This window comes from Paenibacillus sp. cl141a, assembly GCF_900109305.1.
Classification (GTDB): Bacteria; Bacillota; Bacilli; order Paenibacillales; family Paenibacillaceae; genus Paenibacillus_AQ; species Paenibacillus_AQ lautus_A.
In genome coordinates, this window is the sequence record NZ_FNZO01000010.1 from 117,310 (window position 1) to 134,176 (window position 16,867).

Sequence of the window (16,867 nt, forward strand, 5' to 3'; positions counted from 1 at the left end):
TTTTTTATTATTGATTCTACTCTTTTAATTTTAAGGGCATTTTACTACCAGCATAGAAAGAAAGTGCCCTGTGCTTTGAATCCAAAGGAATAACGGAACAGTACCGTTTTTGTACATCCAAGTGTACGGGCCGCAGCCCCTTGATCTATAATAGGGGACGTGCATGCAATGGCAAAATTCAATCGAGAATGGAATAGGAGAACAGGATGATGAAACAAAAAATGGCCGTCATTGGCTTAGGGCATATGGGCCGGCAGATGATTCACCGCTTACTGCCACAATATACGGAGAAAATCGAAGTGGTCGCCATTTGCGACAGTGATGAATCCAGTTTGCATCGTGAAGCTGCGGAAGCTGGGATTCGCCCAAGGCTGTACACCGATTATCGCCAGCTGCTGGATGAGGTGACGCTTGACCTAGTGTATATCGCGGTTCCGCCGTCCCTGCATTATGACGTGGCCCGGATCGCATTTGAAAAAGGCATCCACGTCTTCTGCGAGAAGCCGCTGGCTAATAGCTTGACTGAAGCACGGAGTCTGGTAGAGCTGGCTGAGGAGTCCAACGTGCTCCATGCGGTTCATTTCTCGCTTCCGCTTGACCCGGCCGTTCTGAAGCTGCAGGGATTGCTTGAGGATCAGGCGATCGGCCGGATCCAAAGCATGGATCTGTACCTGGAGTTTCCGCAGTGGCCGAGGGCCTGGCAGCAGAATCCATGGATCACGTCAAGGCAGCAGGGCGGATACCTGCTGGAGGTCGGCATTCACTGGATCCAGATGATCCAGCAGGTGTTCGGGCCGATTACGCATGTCAAGAGCGAGATCGAGTTTCCGCCGGATTCGAATCAGTCCGAGAGCCGGGTCCAGGCCGTTCTGAGATTACATCATGATATCGAGATTCGCCTGTCGGGAACCGACCAACGGGAAGGGGAGGAGCGTGTCTCCCTGGTGGTCCACGGTGAAGAAGGTACCTTGGCATTGGAGAACTGGCGGGACCTGTACCGAAGCGGCAAGGATACCGATCTCCAGCCTGTATCTGCAGACGACGTTGTCAGCCCGCTGCCGATCCTGAAGCAAATCATTCAGATTCTAAATGGAGAGTCCGGTCTCATCTATGATTTCTACGACGGGTATAATGCGCAGGTTGTTTTGGAAGCCCTGCGTAAGCCGGGTGAGGGCTTTACGGATGTAAGGCCTCAATTGATGGGGGACAAAACGGAAGGGTTTATTGTAACGACCTGATGGGTGAATGTTCTGTCATAACAAGGACGCCATCTTAGAAGGCGTCTCTCTGGTGAGGCTGTTCAATGCGGCTAGCGAGTTTGTGGGTTTTCCTATCTTGGAACAAGTTTATGACGAGGTTTTCGCATAGGGTGCAGTGGAAATTATGGCGGAGTTGGTAAGAAAGTATACAGGTTTAAATCACATCCCGTTGAGGTGATCCATGGTGTTCGTGCAATGTAGCAGTTTCATCACGCTCGGCCTGTAAAGGATGACGTAACCCTCTTGGCGCCTTTGCAGGCTGGGCCTTATCCCAAGGGGCGTGATGGAATGAAAAGCAAAGGCAACAATCGTACTCGTTCGTATTACCGTCATCATCGACGGAGAGTGATCCAGCGTAAGAGCAGGCTTGCTAAACAGCTTGGTTGGCATGCCAAGTTTACAGGTGAGTTTGCTAAGGGGAAGATTCATTGCTCTTGCAAATATTGCAGGGTGAAATCGAGAGAAAGCGGATGGCCTAAATCTGATCTTGTAAAACTTGCGCGTATGAATGAGTTTAATAGTTTGGAGTAGGGTTTTAGGTTTAGTGTGGGAAAGGCCGTAGATGGTACAGTCTACGGTCTTTTGTTTTGCTCAACGATATTCAATAAAAAAGCGGCAGGGTATACCCTGCCGCTTGCTCTACTCCAGATCCTCTAGAATGTATGTGAAAACATCGTCTACAAGCTTCACGATACTGCGTATTTCCTTATCGAACGTTGAGCTGGTAATTGTTCCTTTATTATAAGAGTCGACGTTCAGCTTGACTCCGGAAGTTTTGGCTAAAGAAATTTCTTTAACTTGTCCATTGAGTTCTTTTTTCGTTTCCGCTGTTTCCTTATTGCAGACTTTCTTTGCTTCACTAAGACTTTTCTTGGCCTTATCAAGTGTTGCCTTCATTTGACTCAGTTCCGTCTTGCTGGCTTTGGACTTCTTGAGGTTGTTGTACTTGGTTGTCAGCTGCTTGGATTGATTCGTGAGGGTGGTTACATTAGAGCACACAGGAGCTTTATATGTCCGTATAGCAGACTTAACCTCCTTTAACCTCTTGTTGTATTCCTCAAAGTAGAGCTTATTAACCTCGGAGATCGACATTTTGATGGAGGGTGGGGCGGCATACGCCTGTGACGGGAGAATTAAGATAGCGAACATCAACAAAAGGGCTAAAGTCTTCTTCATTTATGTATGAACACCTCTCTATAAGTAGTAACATTATCATACCTTAATTTGGGTCTAATCAATAGATAGAGAAAAGGATATTCACAGGCTCCCACAGAATAACATGAAGCTGCACACATTTTTTGAGATTTGAAGGGGATTTGAAATGAAGACGAAATTAATCATGGTTGAGGGCCTGCCGGGGTTCGGCAAGTCGACGACGTCCCGTATGATTCATGCCATTCTTTCCGAGCACAACATCGAGTCCCGGCTGGTGATGGAGGGGGATACAGACCACCCGGCGGATTATGAGGGAACCGCGTGTCTGACGGAAGAGGAATTCGGGCAGTTGCTGGAAGTCGCAGGTCCTTTTAAAGAAATATGGATCGAACGGGCTGTCAAAAAAGGCAGCTGGAACCTCTTGCCCTACCAGAAGCTGAAGAACGAATATGGCGCTTCTTTTCCGGATGATCTTTATCATTCGTTGGCTAAGAAGGATATTTACGAGCTCCCGCTGGACCTCAACCGGTGGCTCATCACCGATCGGTGGGAGGCATTTGCCGAGCAGGCGCTGCATGAGCCTGCTGTCACGATTTTTGAGTGCTGTTTCATTCAGAATCCGGTGACCGTCGGCATGGTGAAGCATGATGCGCCGGAAGATCAAGTGACGGACTACGTATTGGGGCTGGAAAAAGCGGTCCTTCCGCTAAATCCCCTCCTGTTCTACATTGAGCAGAACGACCTGGAATACGCATTCCGCAAGGCCATCCGGGAACGCCCGGAGGCATGGTCTACAGGGTTTGCCCATTACTACACTGGACAGGGGTACGGCAAACATCACGGTCTAGAAGGCGTCGAAGGGACTCTGCAAGTATTGGAGGCCCGGCGCGAGTTGGAGCACAGGATCTTGGACAAGCTCGGACTGAACAAGGAGTTAATCAATAACTCCCTTTATGACCAAGAGACGTACAGAACCATGCTAATGGACAAGCTGAAGCAGCATGGGATCATCTAATAGTATTTTTCATAGATAAGGAAGGACGGTTTAATGAAGCGATTACTCATGATCATGATGGTTTACATGACGGCTCTATTGGTAGGCTGCGAGAAGGAACCCGGTTGGGAGACGATGCAGCTTCTGGACGAAAAGGTTGCCGAAATCCGGATTTCGGATTTCGAGACATGGGACGAGATGAACGGGGATACACTGTTGTCCTTTAAGAAAGCGAAAGATGTAAGAGCGTTTGAGGAAGCGATCCGTACCGCTCGGAAGCAGCCGGATAATGCCAAACGAACGGACCCGGATTACGACGTGATGGTCGTCTATGCCCAGCCATCTCCGATCCATGCCATCAAGCTGTGGTTGGGGGAAGAGGGTCAGGAAAGTGTGTTCAGCTATGGGTTCAAGGAATGGGGAGAAGATGTATATGTGGTTTCCGCCAAACATACGGATCGGATGAGAGAACTCATTTTGCCAGAGGGGCGTTAAAGCCGTCATCGGAGCCCCTCTCTGACCAACGCCGAATGCCTCATATCCCATAAAATAACGACTGAGATGTATAAAATCAGAGGATTGGGGAGATGAATGATATCATCATTCAGGAGGCGATGAAGTGAAAAAGTTGACCAACAAGTTAAAATATATGGCTGGAGCGTTTCTTGCCGGAGCCCTGCTGATTATAGGGATTATGTTCGCTGCTGCGAATCCCGAAGGCACCTTAGGTACGATTCAACACACGATGTCTAAAATAAGCCACTTCGTTAACGGCAAGGACAATGCCACCGCCGATGGCCCATTTGCGGAACAAGAGACGGCGACCTCGGATCCTAAGATTTCTACCGACAGCAGCGATGCGCCAGCTCGCATGGTTTCAGATCCGGTTAACCAACCCGTGTACTGGGGCGAGGCTTCCAGGAAAGAATCCCTGGGGCAGCCTGTAGTCAAGCTGTACAATGCGGCGGGCGAGCCGGTTGGTTCCGCTACCTTGGAGCAGATCCATGACGGGGTTAAGGTGAAGATTTCCGCATCCGGCCTCACACCAGGCAAGCATGGGTTCCATGTGCATGAGAATGCAATTCAGGGAACGGATTTTAAATCTGCCGGAGGGCATTTTAATCCGACCCACAAGCATCATGGCCTGGAGAATCCGCAAGGAAGCCATGTCGGGGACATGCCGAACCTGGTCGTGGGCGCAGACGGCACCGTGGAAGCGGAGACGATCATTCAGCATGGCACGCTGGAAAAGAACCAGCCGAACTCGGTGCTGGGGCGCTCGCTGATCATACATGCCGGCGAGGATGACAATGTCACCGACCCGGCGGGCAATTCCGGCGACCGCGTGGCGGGCGGGAATATTCCGGAGTAATCTGGCAAGTTGCCGTTCACCGGTTTGCAGCTTATGAAATCCAGTAAAAACGCATCTCCACGGGGAGGTGCGTTTTTTTGTTAAGTTATGCTGGTTCAAGTGCACCTGGAGAATGAACCCCGCAAGGTACAATTGAATTACTCGCTACGACGCGGTGGGGTTCTTGGTCGTATCAGGATTATCCGGCAAAGCTTGATTCCGTTTTTTCGTTTCTGACGACACATTCTGAAAATATTGAATGATTTTGAGCAATTGTCTCATGTAGTTCCCGGCGGCTCTCCTTCTATACTTAAGGTACGGAAAAGGAGAGTGAATTCATGGAACGAGCAACATCTTTAGCATCCGAAATACCTGTTCGCAAAAAGTCATTTCGCAAGCGCTGGGACTCTCCCCTTGCAGGTTATCTGTTTATTTCCCCTTGGCTGATCGGATTTCTGGCGTTGACAGCCTATCCGATGCTGTTGTCCCTGTACTATTCCTTCACAAATTACACCCTCATGAAGCCGATCGAGTGGGTCGGCTTAGACAATTACGAGCGCATCATTACGGCGGACGACAAATTTGCCCAATCACTCAAGCTCACGTTTTATTATGTACTCGCCTCGGTGCCGCTGAAGCTAATTGCCGCGCTGATGGTTGCTCTCCTGCTAAAAAAGGCAGTGCGCGGGATATCCGTCTATCGAACGGCCATTTATTTCCCTTCCTTGATCGGGGCGAGCATCGCGGTTTCCCTGCTATGGAAAAATATTTTCGGTGTGGACGGCTTCTTCAATCAAGTGCTTGGATTCTTCGGAATTCCCGGAACGGGCTGGGTCACGAACCCGGATACCGCATTATGGTCTCTCATTGGCTTGTCGGTATGGCAATTCGGCTCATCGATGGTGATTTTCCTTGCTGGCTTGAAGCAGATCCCGAATGATCTGTATGAAGCTTCCGCGGTGGATGGCGCGGGCAAGCTAAAGCAATTTTTCAAAATCACGCTTCCGATGCTGTCACCCACGTTATTTTTCAATCTCATCATGGGGGTCATTAACTCCTTTCAGATGTTTACGCCTGCTTACGTTATTACCGGCGGCGGGCCGATGAACTCTACCTATGTCTATGCGTTATACCTGTATGAACGGGCATTCAGCCGTTATCAGCTGGGCTATTCCTCTTCCTTGGCCTGGATCATGCTGATCTTGATTGTGGCTGCCGCCGTGATCATTAACCTGACTTCGAAATACTGGGTATTCTACGAATCCGAGAGCCAAGGAGGGAAAGGAAAATGACCAGACGCAAATGGAACCCCGTGATCCGCCATTCGGTCCTCATTATGTTCAGCTTGATTATGGTTTATCCGGTCATTTGGTGGATTGGCGCTTCGCTGAAAACGAACCAGGAGCTCAGTTCCCCGTCCATCTTCCCGTCCGTGCCGCAGTGGTCCAATTACATCAACGGATGGCATTCCGTTCCGGGGTTCACCTTTACCGACTTTTATTTGAATACGTTCTATTTAATTACTGCGGTGATCATTGTAACGGTGATTTCCTGTACGCTGGTTGCCTTCGGATTTGCAAGGCTGGACTTTCCGCTTCGAGGCTTCTGGTTTTCGCTGCTCATGCTCACGCTGATGCTGCCGGGCCAAGTGCTCATCATTCCGCAGTATGCGATGTTCCACCAATTTGGTTGGGTCAACACCTACCTGCCGTTTATCGTGCCCCATGCATTAGCGGGAGGGGCGGGAGGAACCTTCTTCGTCTTCCTGCTCGTTCAATTCATACGCGGGATCCCGCGGGAGCTGGATGAATCGGCCAAGATCGACGGATGCAGCTGGTTCGGGATTTATTGGAGAATTGTGATGCCCTTGATGAAGCCTTCCATCGTGACGGTCATTATCTTCTGCTTCCTATGGAACTGGGATGATTTCCTTGGTCATCTCCTGTACATTAATTCTGTCGACAAATATACGGTTGGCTTGGCTTTACGGATGATTAACGATTCGCAAGGCGGCGCGGAATGGGGACAATTGCTGGCGATGTCTCTCGTATCCATTCTACCGGCTACATTGCTGTTTATCTTTGCCCAGAAATACTTTGTGGAGGGTGTAGCTACCACAGGACTAAAAGGGTAGTAGCTAGCTCTACCGATATATTATAAAATGAGGAAACATTGAGGCAGCGGTACGCCGCACAGCTTCAATGTTTTTTTCTGATAGGAATGTAAAGCATGGAGGATGAGAATTATGATCAATCCCTTCAAAAAATACCGGATCGATTCCCTGTTTATTATTTGCTTTGCAGGGCTGATCACGATTGTGCTGGCGATCACGGTATGGACCAGTTATGTCATGACTTCGCGGGAATTGGCTGAAAACACGTCTTATTATCAAAAAAGACTGCTTGAGGAGCTGAACAACGAAATTACGGGCCGCCTGACGTCGATCGAGCAGATCTCGCTGACCACGTCCAGGGACAATGATTTACTTACGTTTCTGTCGGGAAAAGAAGATGAGTTCAACCACTACAGGAGGTCCAAGGGCATACAAGAAGCGCTGGCTCATCTAACCTATTCGATTCCGCAAATTCAGGCCATCGATTTATACATGGAACAGCCGGAGTGGGGGGATCGGCAGAGCTATATTCAGTTCCATGGATTAACGGAGGCTGCGACAAAGCCATGGTATCCTTTGCTGCAGAACAATGACTTCTCCTGGTCAGAGGAGCATGATTTAACGACCTATAATGGGAACGTGCCTGTGCTCAGCTTTTCCCGCAAGGTGTACAACAACTCCCGGTACTTGGGTATTCTTGTCGTGCATGTGAAAGCGGATTGGATCCGCGGGATTCTCGAAGGATACTCTAAAGATTCGAACCGGATGCTGCTGGATCTGAACGGCAGGGAGCTGCTGAGCGTCGGGAAATCAATGAGGGATGCCGGATTGCAGGAGCAGGATTTGCGGTTCACGGACCAATCCGGTGTGTCACGGCTGCATACACAGCATGGCGTCGAGTCTCTGGTCGTCTATTCCAAAGTCGCCGACTCCAACTGGATGCTGGTGGAGATTACCCCTTGGGAGAGAATTACGTCAGGTAGCGTCAAGCTGGCTGGAGCGATTATTACCATCGGCATCGGAGCCCTATTGCTGGCTTTCTTGTTAACGCTCTGGTTAAGCAGGCAATTGTTGAAGCCGATCGCCCAGTTAGTGAGAGCCATGAAGAATTACGATGTCGGTGGGAGGCAAGCTGAGCTGGCCGGTGATTACACGAATGAATTCGGCATTCTGTTTGCAGGGTTTCGCAGACTGAATGAGAGAATCCAGGCTTTGTACGCATCCCTTGCGCAGCGTTACGAGCAGCAGCGGAAGGCGGAAATCGAAGCGCTCCAAGCCAATATTAATCCGCATTTTCTATATAACACCTTGGACCAGCTGAACTGGATGGCGATTGCGGAGGGACAGGAGAAGATGAGCCGCATTCTGGAGCTGATGGGCCGCATGTTCCGCATCGGATTATCGCATGGAGAAAGCTTTATTACGATTGAAGAAGAGCTGACTCACGTCGCATGCTATTTGGAAATCCAGCAGATCCGGTGGGAAGACGGTCTGGAATACGAGGTGCATGCCTCCCAGAAAATCCGCAACTTATTCATTCCCAAAATGACGCTCCAGCCTTTCGTCGAAAATTCAATCATACACGGATTTAATTCAAGGCAAAACGGCCGAATTCAGATTAAGGCTGAGGAAGAGGGCAGCCGGATCCGAATGACGATTATCGACGACGGGAGCGGGCTTGCTCCTCAGAGCAAAGGGAACCATCGCCGCAAAGGAGGTTACGGGATCCGGAATGTGAGAGAGCGGTTCTCGGCGTTCTTCAACGATAATTACGAGATCGTCGTTAAGGATGGCGAGAAAGGAGGGGTGGTTGTATCGATCACCTTCCCAAGGCTTGAGGAAGCACAGCGGTAAAACATAATCAGACGATTTTATAATAAATTGTGCATCTCTCTTATACTCCCGTCATCCTGGAATTGATAGGATACATATTGACCATAATCTTTTGTTATTAGGGGGAAGTCGGCATGAACAAATGGAAGCGATTGCAGATTGTCGCGTTATGGATGGTGTTCTCCTTGCTGGTAGCGGCATGCGGCGGTAACGGAAGCACCAACTCAAGCACGGGAAGCACAACCTCAACCAAGAACAATACACAGGCCGAAAGCGGTTCGGCGGCGGAAAATGTCAAGCTGCGGATTATGTGGTGGGGTTCGCAGCCGCGTCACGAAGCTACACTGAAGGCATTGGAGACCTATACGCAGAAAAATCCGCACGTTACCTTCGAGCCCGAATATTCCGGGATGGACGGTTACCTGGATAAACTCTCCACGCAGGCAGCGGCGCATAACGAGCCGGATATTTTCCAAATGGACCCGGGCTGGGTTTCGGACTGGACATCCCGCAACCAGCTCGAAGAGCTCGACACCAAGGTTAAACTGGATGAATTGACGCCGAGCCTGCTGCCGATCGGGCAGAGAGACGGCAAGCAATATGGGGTGCCGCTGGGATCGGTTGCTTTTGGGATGATCTACGACAAGGCGGCTCTTGAGAAGCTGGGCGCAACGATGCCGACAGACGGCTGGACATGGGATGATTTCTTCGCATTGGCGGAAGAGGTAAAGCCTAAACTGGCGGAAGGCCAATATTTCACGCTGGATTATGCCGGCAACTACTTTATGTTCAGCGCTTATCACTATGCCAAGGGTAAAGGCACCTTGATTACGGAAGACGGCAAATTCAATATTGATGAAGCGACTTTCCTGGAATGGACCAAGAAGTTTGAACAGCTGCGCAAGGATGGACTTATACCTCCAGCCGATTTGAACGCATCCGACAAGGAAATGGATCCGACGGCAGACCTGCTGGTCAACGGCAAAATCTTATTCCGCTACTCCTTCTCCAATAACTACACCACATGGGACAGCATGAAGGAAGGGGCGTACGATCTGGTTACGATGCCGCGGGCCGAGGAAGCGGGAGGCTGGCTGAAGCCGTCCATGTACTTCAGTCTTTCGCCTAATTCCAAGCACAAGGAAGAAGCGGCAAAGTTCATCGACTGGTTCATCAATGATCCGGAGGCAGGGGCTATTCTTGGAACTGCTCGAGGCGTGCCTGCCAATGCCAAGATCGCCGAGTCGCTGATTCCGAATCTTCCGGAGGGCGAAAAGGTCGGGATGAAGCTCATCGACGCAACGACGCCGGACGGACAGATATTTACGACAGGGCCGGAAGGCTGGGTGAACTTCATCGACAAAGACTTCCCGCTGGTCCGGGATGAGCTGAGCTTCGGCAGAACAACACCGGAGAAGGCCTATGAATCATTGAAGAAAGCCGCCCAGGAATATGAATAGATCAATAATTCAGCTTATATAGTTTCCGGTCTACTCCCGGTTTACGTCATGCCTAAGCGGTTTTATCGCATCGGGCATGACGTATTACCGTTAATGTGAGGCATTGCCTTTTTGCAAATAAGAAGGAGGATCTTCAGATGTGGAAGATAGGAATCGTTGATGACGACCGCGCCGTGCTGCAGGGAATCCGAAAAGCCATCCCTTGGGATGAACTGAATGCAGAGTGGGCGGGAGAAGCCTTGAACGGGGAAGAAGGGCTTGAAATGATTGAATCGGCCAGCCCCGACATCGTGATTACCGATTTATATATGCCTGTCATGAATGGTCTGGATATGATCGAGCAGCTGCGGAAGAACACCGGCTATTCAGGAAAAGTGATCATTCTGAGCGGTTACTCGGACTTCGAGTATGCCCGTCAAGCCTTGCGCCTGAACGTGAGCGATTACTTGTCCAAGCCGATCAGCCTTCCGACGCTGAAATCTGTTTTAAATGAAGCCATATCCGATTTGGAGGAGCAGGAAGAGCTGCGCATGAAGCAGGATGAACTGCTCCAGAAGCTGCAGCTTTACGAGCCCTTCGTGGAAAAGGAGTGGGTCAAATCGGCCGCAGCGGGTGCACTGCAACATTCAGGTCTCCAAACGGAAATCCCGGAGCCTTATCGGTATTGGTCCGATTTCGATCATACGGTCATTGGCATCGAGCTGATCTCCGATCAACGGGCAGCTAATCTAAGCTTGCCGGACTGGAGCCTCCTTCGATTTGCAATCAGCAATATGGTGTGCGAAATTACGCAGGCGGCATTCCCCCGTTTCGACCATACGGATCTCCACACCAACCGCTCTGTGGTCATTATTCATCATGGTCGAACGGAGTCTGCCGAGCGAGTGCGGCAGCAGCTGGAGCAGCTGGGTGTCCGATTAATCGACTGTGTGCAGAACTACTTGAAGCTGAAGCTCCGGATCGGCATCGGTGATCGCAAGAGCAATATAAGGGAAATCGGTATCTCGACAGAAGAAGCCTTTCGTGCGATCGATGTGAATACGCAGCCGGCGGTTCCGGAGTACGAGCTGTATGTCTACTGTGCACAGGAGCCGGGCAATGCGGAGGCCAAGTCTCCCGTGCGTCCTGTTAAGCTTTACCTGGAGCTGGCCGGTTCGATTCGAACCTCGCAAGAACATCAGGCACAAACGATCATCAGGGATTATATGAAGCGATTGGAACAGCAAGGGGGCATCACCAAACCATATGTCAGCATGCTGGCAGGGGAGCTGTGGGGAATTATCGCCTTCTCTTTCTATGAGACGGGGACCGTCGTTGACGATTTCTTCCCGAATGACAGCATTACGCGCGAAATGGCGAAGCTGCAGCGTCCATCCGAGCTTGCGGAATGGCTGATCACCAAGATCGGGCTCGTGTTCGGCAGTCGCGAATGGGGCGGGAACGGAAAGCATCGCCAGGCTGTGGACTTTATGATCGAATACATTCACGAGCACTATGCCGAAGATCTCACGCTTGGGGGACTGGCGGATAAGGTATATATTTCGAGAAACTACTTGTCGATGATTTTTAAGAATTTGACGGGAGAAACGTTCAACAATTATTTGACCAGAGTGCGGGTCGAGAAGGCCCGTGAGCTGCTGATGGAGAAAAATGCATTGGTTTACCAAGTGGCAGAACAGGTCGGATATAAAAACATTCCGTATTTCAGCACGGTATTTAAGAAATTCACGGGCATGAACCCGACGGAGCTCGTGAAATGATCATGAGGAGGCATTATGAACAGCAGTTATGATCCGGCATGGTTGCAGGTTGATGGGAGCTCGCTGAAGCATGCTGCGGCAATCAAGCCGCTGGAAAGCTATTTGGGCAAGATCGTGACCGCGCAGGCGGTTTCTTCGCAAGTATTTCGTACGGCGATTGAAGAATTGACCACAGGCATTGCTCTGCTGACAGGTGAGCAGCCCTTCATTAGTGAAGAGATAGAAACCGGCCCCTGCTTGGTCGCAGGGACGCTAGGGAGCATCAAAGGGAAGTTGCTTGACGCCTCGCTGGAAGCCGAGGAAGCCGGACGTGTGGGAGATGAAGGTTACATCATACGCCGCGTCGTAAGAGGAGACCAGGATTACATATTCATTGCAGGAGGATCGGACAGAGGGCTTCTGTACGGGGTCTTTCATTTTATGCGTCTCCTGCAGACGGGCCAAGCAAACGAAGCACTTGATCTGATCGAACATCCGAAGTACCGGCTTCGCATGGTGAATCAGTGGGACAATATGGACGGAACCATTGAACGCGGATATGCGGGCCGATCGATATTTTATAAGGACCATACCATCGTCTCCGATCTGACTCGTGTCCGGGCGTATGCGAGAATGCTGGCCTCTGTTGGGATTAACGGAATCACGATCAATAATGTGAATGTGCATCAGACCGAGACGAAGCTGATCACGCCGCAATTGCTACCGGATGTGGCACGCATAGCGGATGTGTTCCGCGATTACGGCATCAGCCTCTACCTCAGCGTGAACTTTGCTGCGCCGATCGAGCTGGGGGATATGTCCACGGCTGACCCGTTAGAAACTGCCGTTCAGAATTGGTGGAAGCAGAAAGCGGCCGATATTTACCGAACCATTCCTGACTTTGGCGGATTTCTGGTCAAGGCCGACTCGGAGAACCGTCCCGGCCCGTTTACCTATGGACGCCATCATGCGGATGGAGCCAATATGCTGGCAGAAGCGCTGGAGCCTTACGGCGGACTCGTCTTATGGAGATGCTTCGTGTACGATTGCCATCAGGATTGGCGGGATCGCCAGACGGACCGCGCCCGAGCCGCCTATGATCATTTCAAACCGCTGGACGGCAAATTCAAGGACAATGTGATCCTGCAGATCAAGAACGGTCCGATGGATTTTCAGGTCAGAGAGCCGGTATCGCCATTGTTTGGAGCGATGGAGCGGACGAATCAGCTGCTGGAATTTCAGATTACGCAGGAGTATACGGGTCAGCAGAGACACATATGCTATTTGATTCCGCAATGGAAAGAGGTGCTGGAATTCGATACGCTCTGCCAAGGGGAGGGCAGCAAGGTAAAAGATATTGTAGCCGGACAAGTGTATCCTTATCAGCACAGCGGCATAACAGCCGTGTCCAATATTGGTGACGATTTCAACTGGACCGGCCACTACCTTGCCCAGTCCAATCTTTACGGCTATGGCCGCTTGCTGTGGAATCCGGAGCTGACGGCGGAGGAAATCGGCGAGGAATGGACCCGGATGACCTTTGGACCCGATCCGGATGTGATGAGGACCGTGATGGACATTATGATGGAATCGTGGCCGGCCTACGAGAATTATACCTCTCCGCTTGGCGTGGGCTGGATGGTCGTGCCTCATGTTCACTATGGCCCTGACGTGGACGGCTACGAATACTCCAAATGGGGAACATATCATTTCGCGGACCGTGACGGGATCGGCGTTGACAGGACGCAGGCGACGGGGACGAGGTACGCCGGCCAATATATTGGCGCCAATGCGTTGATGTATGAGCGATTGGAGACTTGCCCGGATGAATTGCTGCTATTTTTCCACCATGTTCCTTATACCCATGTGTTAAAGTCCGGTAAGACGGTCATTCAGCATATTTATGACACTCATTTTGCAGGTGTCGAGCAGGTGGAGCGGTGGCTCGCACGCTGGAATGCCTTGGAGCCTAAGCTTGATCCGCAGCGCTTCCTGCATGTTAAACAGCGCTTGCTGGAACAACTGGAGAGCGCAAAGGAATGGCGCGATGTCATCAATACGTATTTTTATCGAAAATCGGGTATCGCAGATGAGCATCATCGAATGATCTATTCGTAGCGGTAAGGACCTTGAATTTCAACTGGGTTGGAATTCGGGGTCTTTTTTGTTGCGGGTGATAGGGGATGGTGGGGAGCAGATTTTGTGAAAATAAATTGGGCATTCGTTGTATTTCCGTTTTCAGGGAAAAGAGTAGTCTTTTGTTCGAGCGATTCTTTGATATGATACAAATATGAATGAATACATAATTAGCCATGTAAAGGATGAGAATCTATGCCGGTTTATAATAAGCTCGTTCGGGATCTGATTCCCCAAGTCATTGAATCTACAGGCAAAAAATTTCGCACACGGATTTTGGATGAGGAAGAGTATAAGAAAGAATTGATCATAAAGCTCAAAGAAGAGTCGGAGGAGTACTTTACCGCTCAAAATTCAAAGGAGTCATTGGAAGAACTTGCAGATATGCTTGAGGTTATACGGGCATTGGCGGTTATACATGGAGCAACATGGGAAGAGCTTGAAGCCTTGAGAGAGAAGAAGGCGGAAGCTCGGGGCGGATTCCAGGAACGGGTGTATTTAATCGATGTCGACGACCAGGATCCGTAAATCACGAATTACGCGATGCCGGCAGGGAATTTTATCACCGAAAAGGAGAAGATCATGAGCCGTTATCCTGTCGCTATTGAAGAGTTTCACCAAACACTCCTCCAGCTAAGAGGCATTACAGAAATCGAGAGCGAAGTAGAGAATTTGGAGGGAACCTTGGCGATTGAGAACTGGCGCAACCTGTACCGGAGTGGCAAAGATACCAACCCGCAGCCTGTACCTGTGGATGATGTTGTCAGTCCGCTGCCAATTCTGAAGCAGATCATTCAGATTCTAAATGGTGAGTCTGTTGTCATTTATGATTTCTATGACGGGTATAATGCGCAGGTCATTTTGGAAGCCCTGCGTAAGCCGGGTGAGGGCTTTACGGATATAAGGCCTCAATTGATGGGGTATAAGAGTCAGGATTGTTTTAGCCCCTGGTGGTAGAAGCTCGTTAACAACAAAAAGGGCGCCATAATTAGATGGCGTCCTTTTTATTGTTAACGTAGTTCAATGAGGTGGACGAGTTTGCTAGTTTAGTAACCATAGGAGCAGGTCTAGGACAGGGATGAGATGAGATTCCGCATAGGACCATACTCGGAGAATCATGAAGACAATAATTGTAGAAGTTCCATAAAAGAAGTGATTCCACCATAAATGAAGACCGGGAAGAAGTATAAATCTCAGCTCTTATTATTTAAGTAAGTATATAAGCTAAGCTCTGATGGAGTATAAGGAATACTTCGTGGGAAAGGGGGAGGGTTATCACCGGATTACAGCATGATAATTAATTCCAACCATATCCTTCTAAACCTTAATTTCAATAAATTAAAAGAAAGGCGAAATATTCTCTTCTTAATGTCTATTTAAGTTTAATAAACGGATTTGTATGAAAGACAAGGCGTGTTGATTCGAAGATAACACTACAAACATGGCTTGTTGAAGATGAGACTTGAAATATTTTAGTCCATGGGCGAGAAATCCTTTGTAAGGAATTAAATTTACTATTCTTCCTCCACAACATCAATTATCTCACGAATATCTTTTATATTTAAGGCATTAGCTATTTTTTCAATATGTGAAAAACTAATACTTTCTCTTTTTTGATTACTAAGTTCACTTAAAGCAGCATGCCGAATATCGGTAAGTCGAGATAATTCTCGTAATGAAATGTTTCTTTCATTTAGTAACTGTTTTATTTTAACAACTACTTTTGTGTTCATATAAATAATCCCCTATTCAAATTGACTTACTTATAAAGGTAACGTATACTCAAAACAAATATGGTACGCATATGAGTAACATTTTATTTATACTTGGAACGTATGTTCTTGAAAAAAGGTATTATATTTTTAGTTTCTATAGTATAATTACTCCTGGTAAGACTTCTCCAGGAATGATTATATTGCGATTTTATTAAGGAAGTGAGAAATGATGGCTTATGCAAGACATCAAAGTTTTTATATAAGGGATAAATGGTTTAGCAAAGGATTAAAGGCAGTAAATCAGGAAAAAAGATTTTTCTTTGATAAGTTTGCTTTTGAAACGATAGGATTAGGTAAGAATATGGTAGAGTCTTTAAAATATTGGCTGCTTGCTTTTAATGTTATTGAGGAAATAACAGAAGATGGGCAGAAAGTACATAAGTTAACGGACCTTGGGAGAATCTTGTTTGAAAATGATAAGCTCTTACAACGAAATGAAACATTAGCTATATTACACTACAATTTAATTAGAAATATAAAAGACCAATCCACTGTTTTTGATTGGTTTTTCAATAAATACAAAGAGACATCAGTTAGTAAACCTGAATTATTAAATTCTTTTATCACTTGGGTAAGTCAGAATGAAACAAAAGAGATTTCCGATAAATCCTTGAAGAGGGATATCGATTGCTTGATTCAATTCTACACTAAGACTCCTGATGAAAATGATCCGGAAGACGTTATTTTTTGTCCGTTTTCAAGATTAGGATTAATGAAATGCAAACATTCTGGAGAAGGATATGACACAATAAAAAAAGTAGTTCCCGAGCTTGATAACATAGGTATTGTTCCGATGTATTACATCTTGCTAACCTATCAAAACTTAAATGAGAGTGACCTTATAAGTGTTGATGAAATACTCAATAGCGAATTTCTTTTAGGGAAAACATTTAATCTTACTCGAGGTAAAGTTGTTGAGGTGCTTAACATTCTTACTAACCACGAGAATTATCCAATTCAGTATGTTAGAACAAATAATTTAGATTATATAAAATTAGCTAAAGTCTCACCAATAGAGTATTTGAAGAGCGAGTTTTTGAAAGGATGACTTA

At 48.3% G+C, this 16,867-nt stretch carries 15 protein-coding genes; 13 read left to right on the forward strand and 2 right to left on the reverse strand.

What is annotated here, in order from left to right:
* The first annotated feature begins 209 nt into the window (after positions 1 to 209).
* On the forward strand, positions 210 to 1,238 hold the full coding sequence (locus BMX45_RS23530) for a Gfo/Idh/MocA family protein (protein WP_368087177.1): 1,029 nt from the start codon (positions 210 to 212) through the stop codon (positions 1,236 to 1,238).
* A gap of 660 nt (positions 1,239 to 1,898) precedes the next feature.
* Here BMX45_RS23530 and BMX45_RS23535 read toward each other — a convergent pair.
* Positions 1,899 to 2,435, reverse strand: a complete 537-nt coding sequence (locus BMX45_RS23535) for a hypothetical protein (protein ID WP_090912331.1) — start codon at positions 2,433 to 2,435, stop codon at positions 1,899 to 1,901.
* Positions 2,436 to 2,580: 145 nt separating this feature from the next.
* Between BMX45_RS23535 and BMX45_RS23540 the strand changes: the two genes are divergently transcribed.
* From BMX45_RS23540 to BMX45_RS23590, 11 genes are all read left to right on the forward strand, one after another.
* The gene (locus BMX45_RS23540) at positions 2,581 to 3,429 is read left to right on the forward strand and encodes a P-loop NTPase family protein (protein WP_090912333.1); all 849 of its coding nucleotides are present in this window, start codon (positions 2,581 to 2,583) and stop codon (positions 3,427 to 3,429) included.
* 33 nt (positions 3,430 to 3,462) lie between these two features.
* On the forward strand, positions 3,463 to 3,903 hold the full coding sequence (locus BMX45_RS23545) for a YhfM domain-containing protein (protein WP_090912335.1): 441 nt from the start codon (positions 3,463 to 3,465) through the stop codon (positions 3,901 to 3,903).
* Positions 3,904 to 4,027: 124 nt separating this feature from the next.
* Entirely contained in the window at positions 4,028 to 4,780 is a 753-nt protein-coding gene (locus BMX45_RS23550; protein ID WP_090912337.1) for a superoxide dismutase family protein, read from the forward strand.
* 317 nt (positions 4,781 to 5,097) lie between these two features.
* Positions 5,098 to 6,051, forward strand: a complete 954-nt coding sequence (locus BMX45_RS23555) for a carbohydrate ABC transporter permease (protein ID WP_090912339.1) — start codon at positions 5,098 to 5,100, stop codon at positions 6,049 to 6,051.
* Positions 6,048 to 6,893, forward strand: coding sequence for a carbohydrate ABC transporter permease (locus tag BMX45_RS23560; protein WP_090912341.1), 846 nt, complete (start codon positions 6,048 to 6,050; stop codon positions 6,891 to 6,893). The genes BMX45_RS23555 and BMX45_RS23560 overlap by 4 nt, the downstream gene beginning before the upstream one ends.
* A 111-nt stretch (positions 6,894 to 7,004) precedes the next feature.
* The gene (locus tag BMX45_RS23565; RefSeq protein WP_090912343.1) at positions 7,005 to 8,726 is read left to right on the forward strand and encodes a cache domain-containing sensor histidine kinase; all 1,722 of its coding nucleotides are present in this window, start codon (positions 7,005 to 7,007) and stop codon (positions 8,724 to 8,726) included.
* Between the two features lie 113 nt (positions 8,727 to 8,839).
* A complete protein-coding gene (locus BMX45_RS23570) occupies positions 8,840 to 10,165 on the forward strand; it encodes an ABC transporter substrate-binding protein (RefSeq protein WP_090912345.1) in 1,326 nt (441 codons plus the stop codon).
* A gap of 137 nt (positions 10,166 to 10,302) precedes the next feature.
* Positions 10,303 to 11,925: a response regulator transcription factor gene (locus tag BMX45_RS23575; RefSeq protein ID WP_090912347.1), complete on the forward strand. Its 1,623-nt coding sequence runs from the start codon at positions 10,303 to 10,305 to the stop codon at positions 11,923 to 11,925.
* Between the two features lie 15 nt (positions 11,926 to 11,940).
* A complete protein-coding gene (locus BMX45_RS23580; protein ID WP_090912349.1) occupies positions 11,941 to 14,022 on the forward strand; it encodes an alpha-glucuronidase family glycosyl hydrolase in 2,082 nt (693 codons plus the stop codon).
* 213 nt (positions 14,023 to 14,235) lie between these two features.
* Positions 14,236 to 14,568 (forward strand): nucleoside triphosphate pyrophosphohydrolase, encoded by a 333-nt coding sequence (locus BMX45_RS23585; protein ID WP_090912351.1) that lies wholly within the window; start codon positions 14,236 to 14,238, stop codon positions 14,566 to 14,568.
* A 15-nt stretch (positions 14,569 to 14,583) separates the two neighbouring features.
* Positions 14,584 to 14,997, forward strand: a complete 414-nt coding sequence (locus tag BMX45_RS23590) for a hypothetical protein (protein ID WP_254778214.1) — start codon at positions 14,584 to 14,586, stop codon at positions 14,995 to 14,997.
* A gap of 557 nt (positions 14,998 to 15,554) precedes the next feature.
* On the opposite strand, the gene BMX45_RS23595 is transcribed toward BMX45_RS23590, so the two are convergent.
* Complete coding sequence (locus BMX45_RS23595; RefSeq protein WP_090912353.1) at positions 15,555 to 15,773, reverse strand: helix-turn-helix domain-containing protein; 219 nt, start codon at positions 15,771 to 15,773, stop codon at positions 15,555 to 15,557.
* Between the two features lie 211 nt (positions 15,774 to 15,984).
* Here BMX45_RS23595 and BMX45_RS23600 point away from each other — a divergent pair, with 211 nt between their 5' ends.
* Complete coding sequence (locus tag BMX45_RS23600; RefSeq protein WP_090912507.1) at positions 15,985 to 16,863, forward strand: DUF4007 family protein; 879 nt, start codon at positions 15,985 to 15,987, stop codon at positions 16,861 to 16,863.
* Positions 16,864 to 16,867 lie beyond the last annotated feature (4 nt).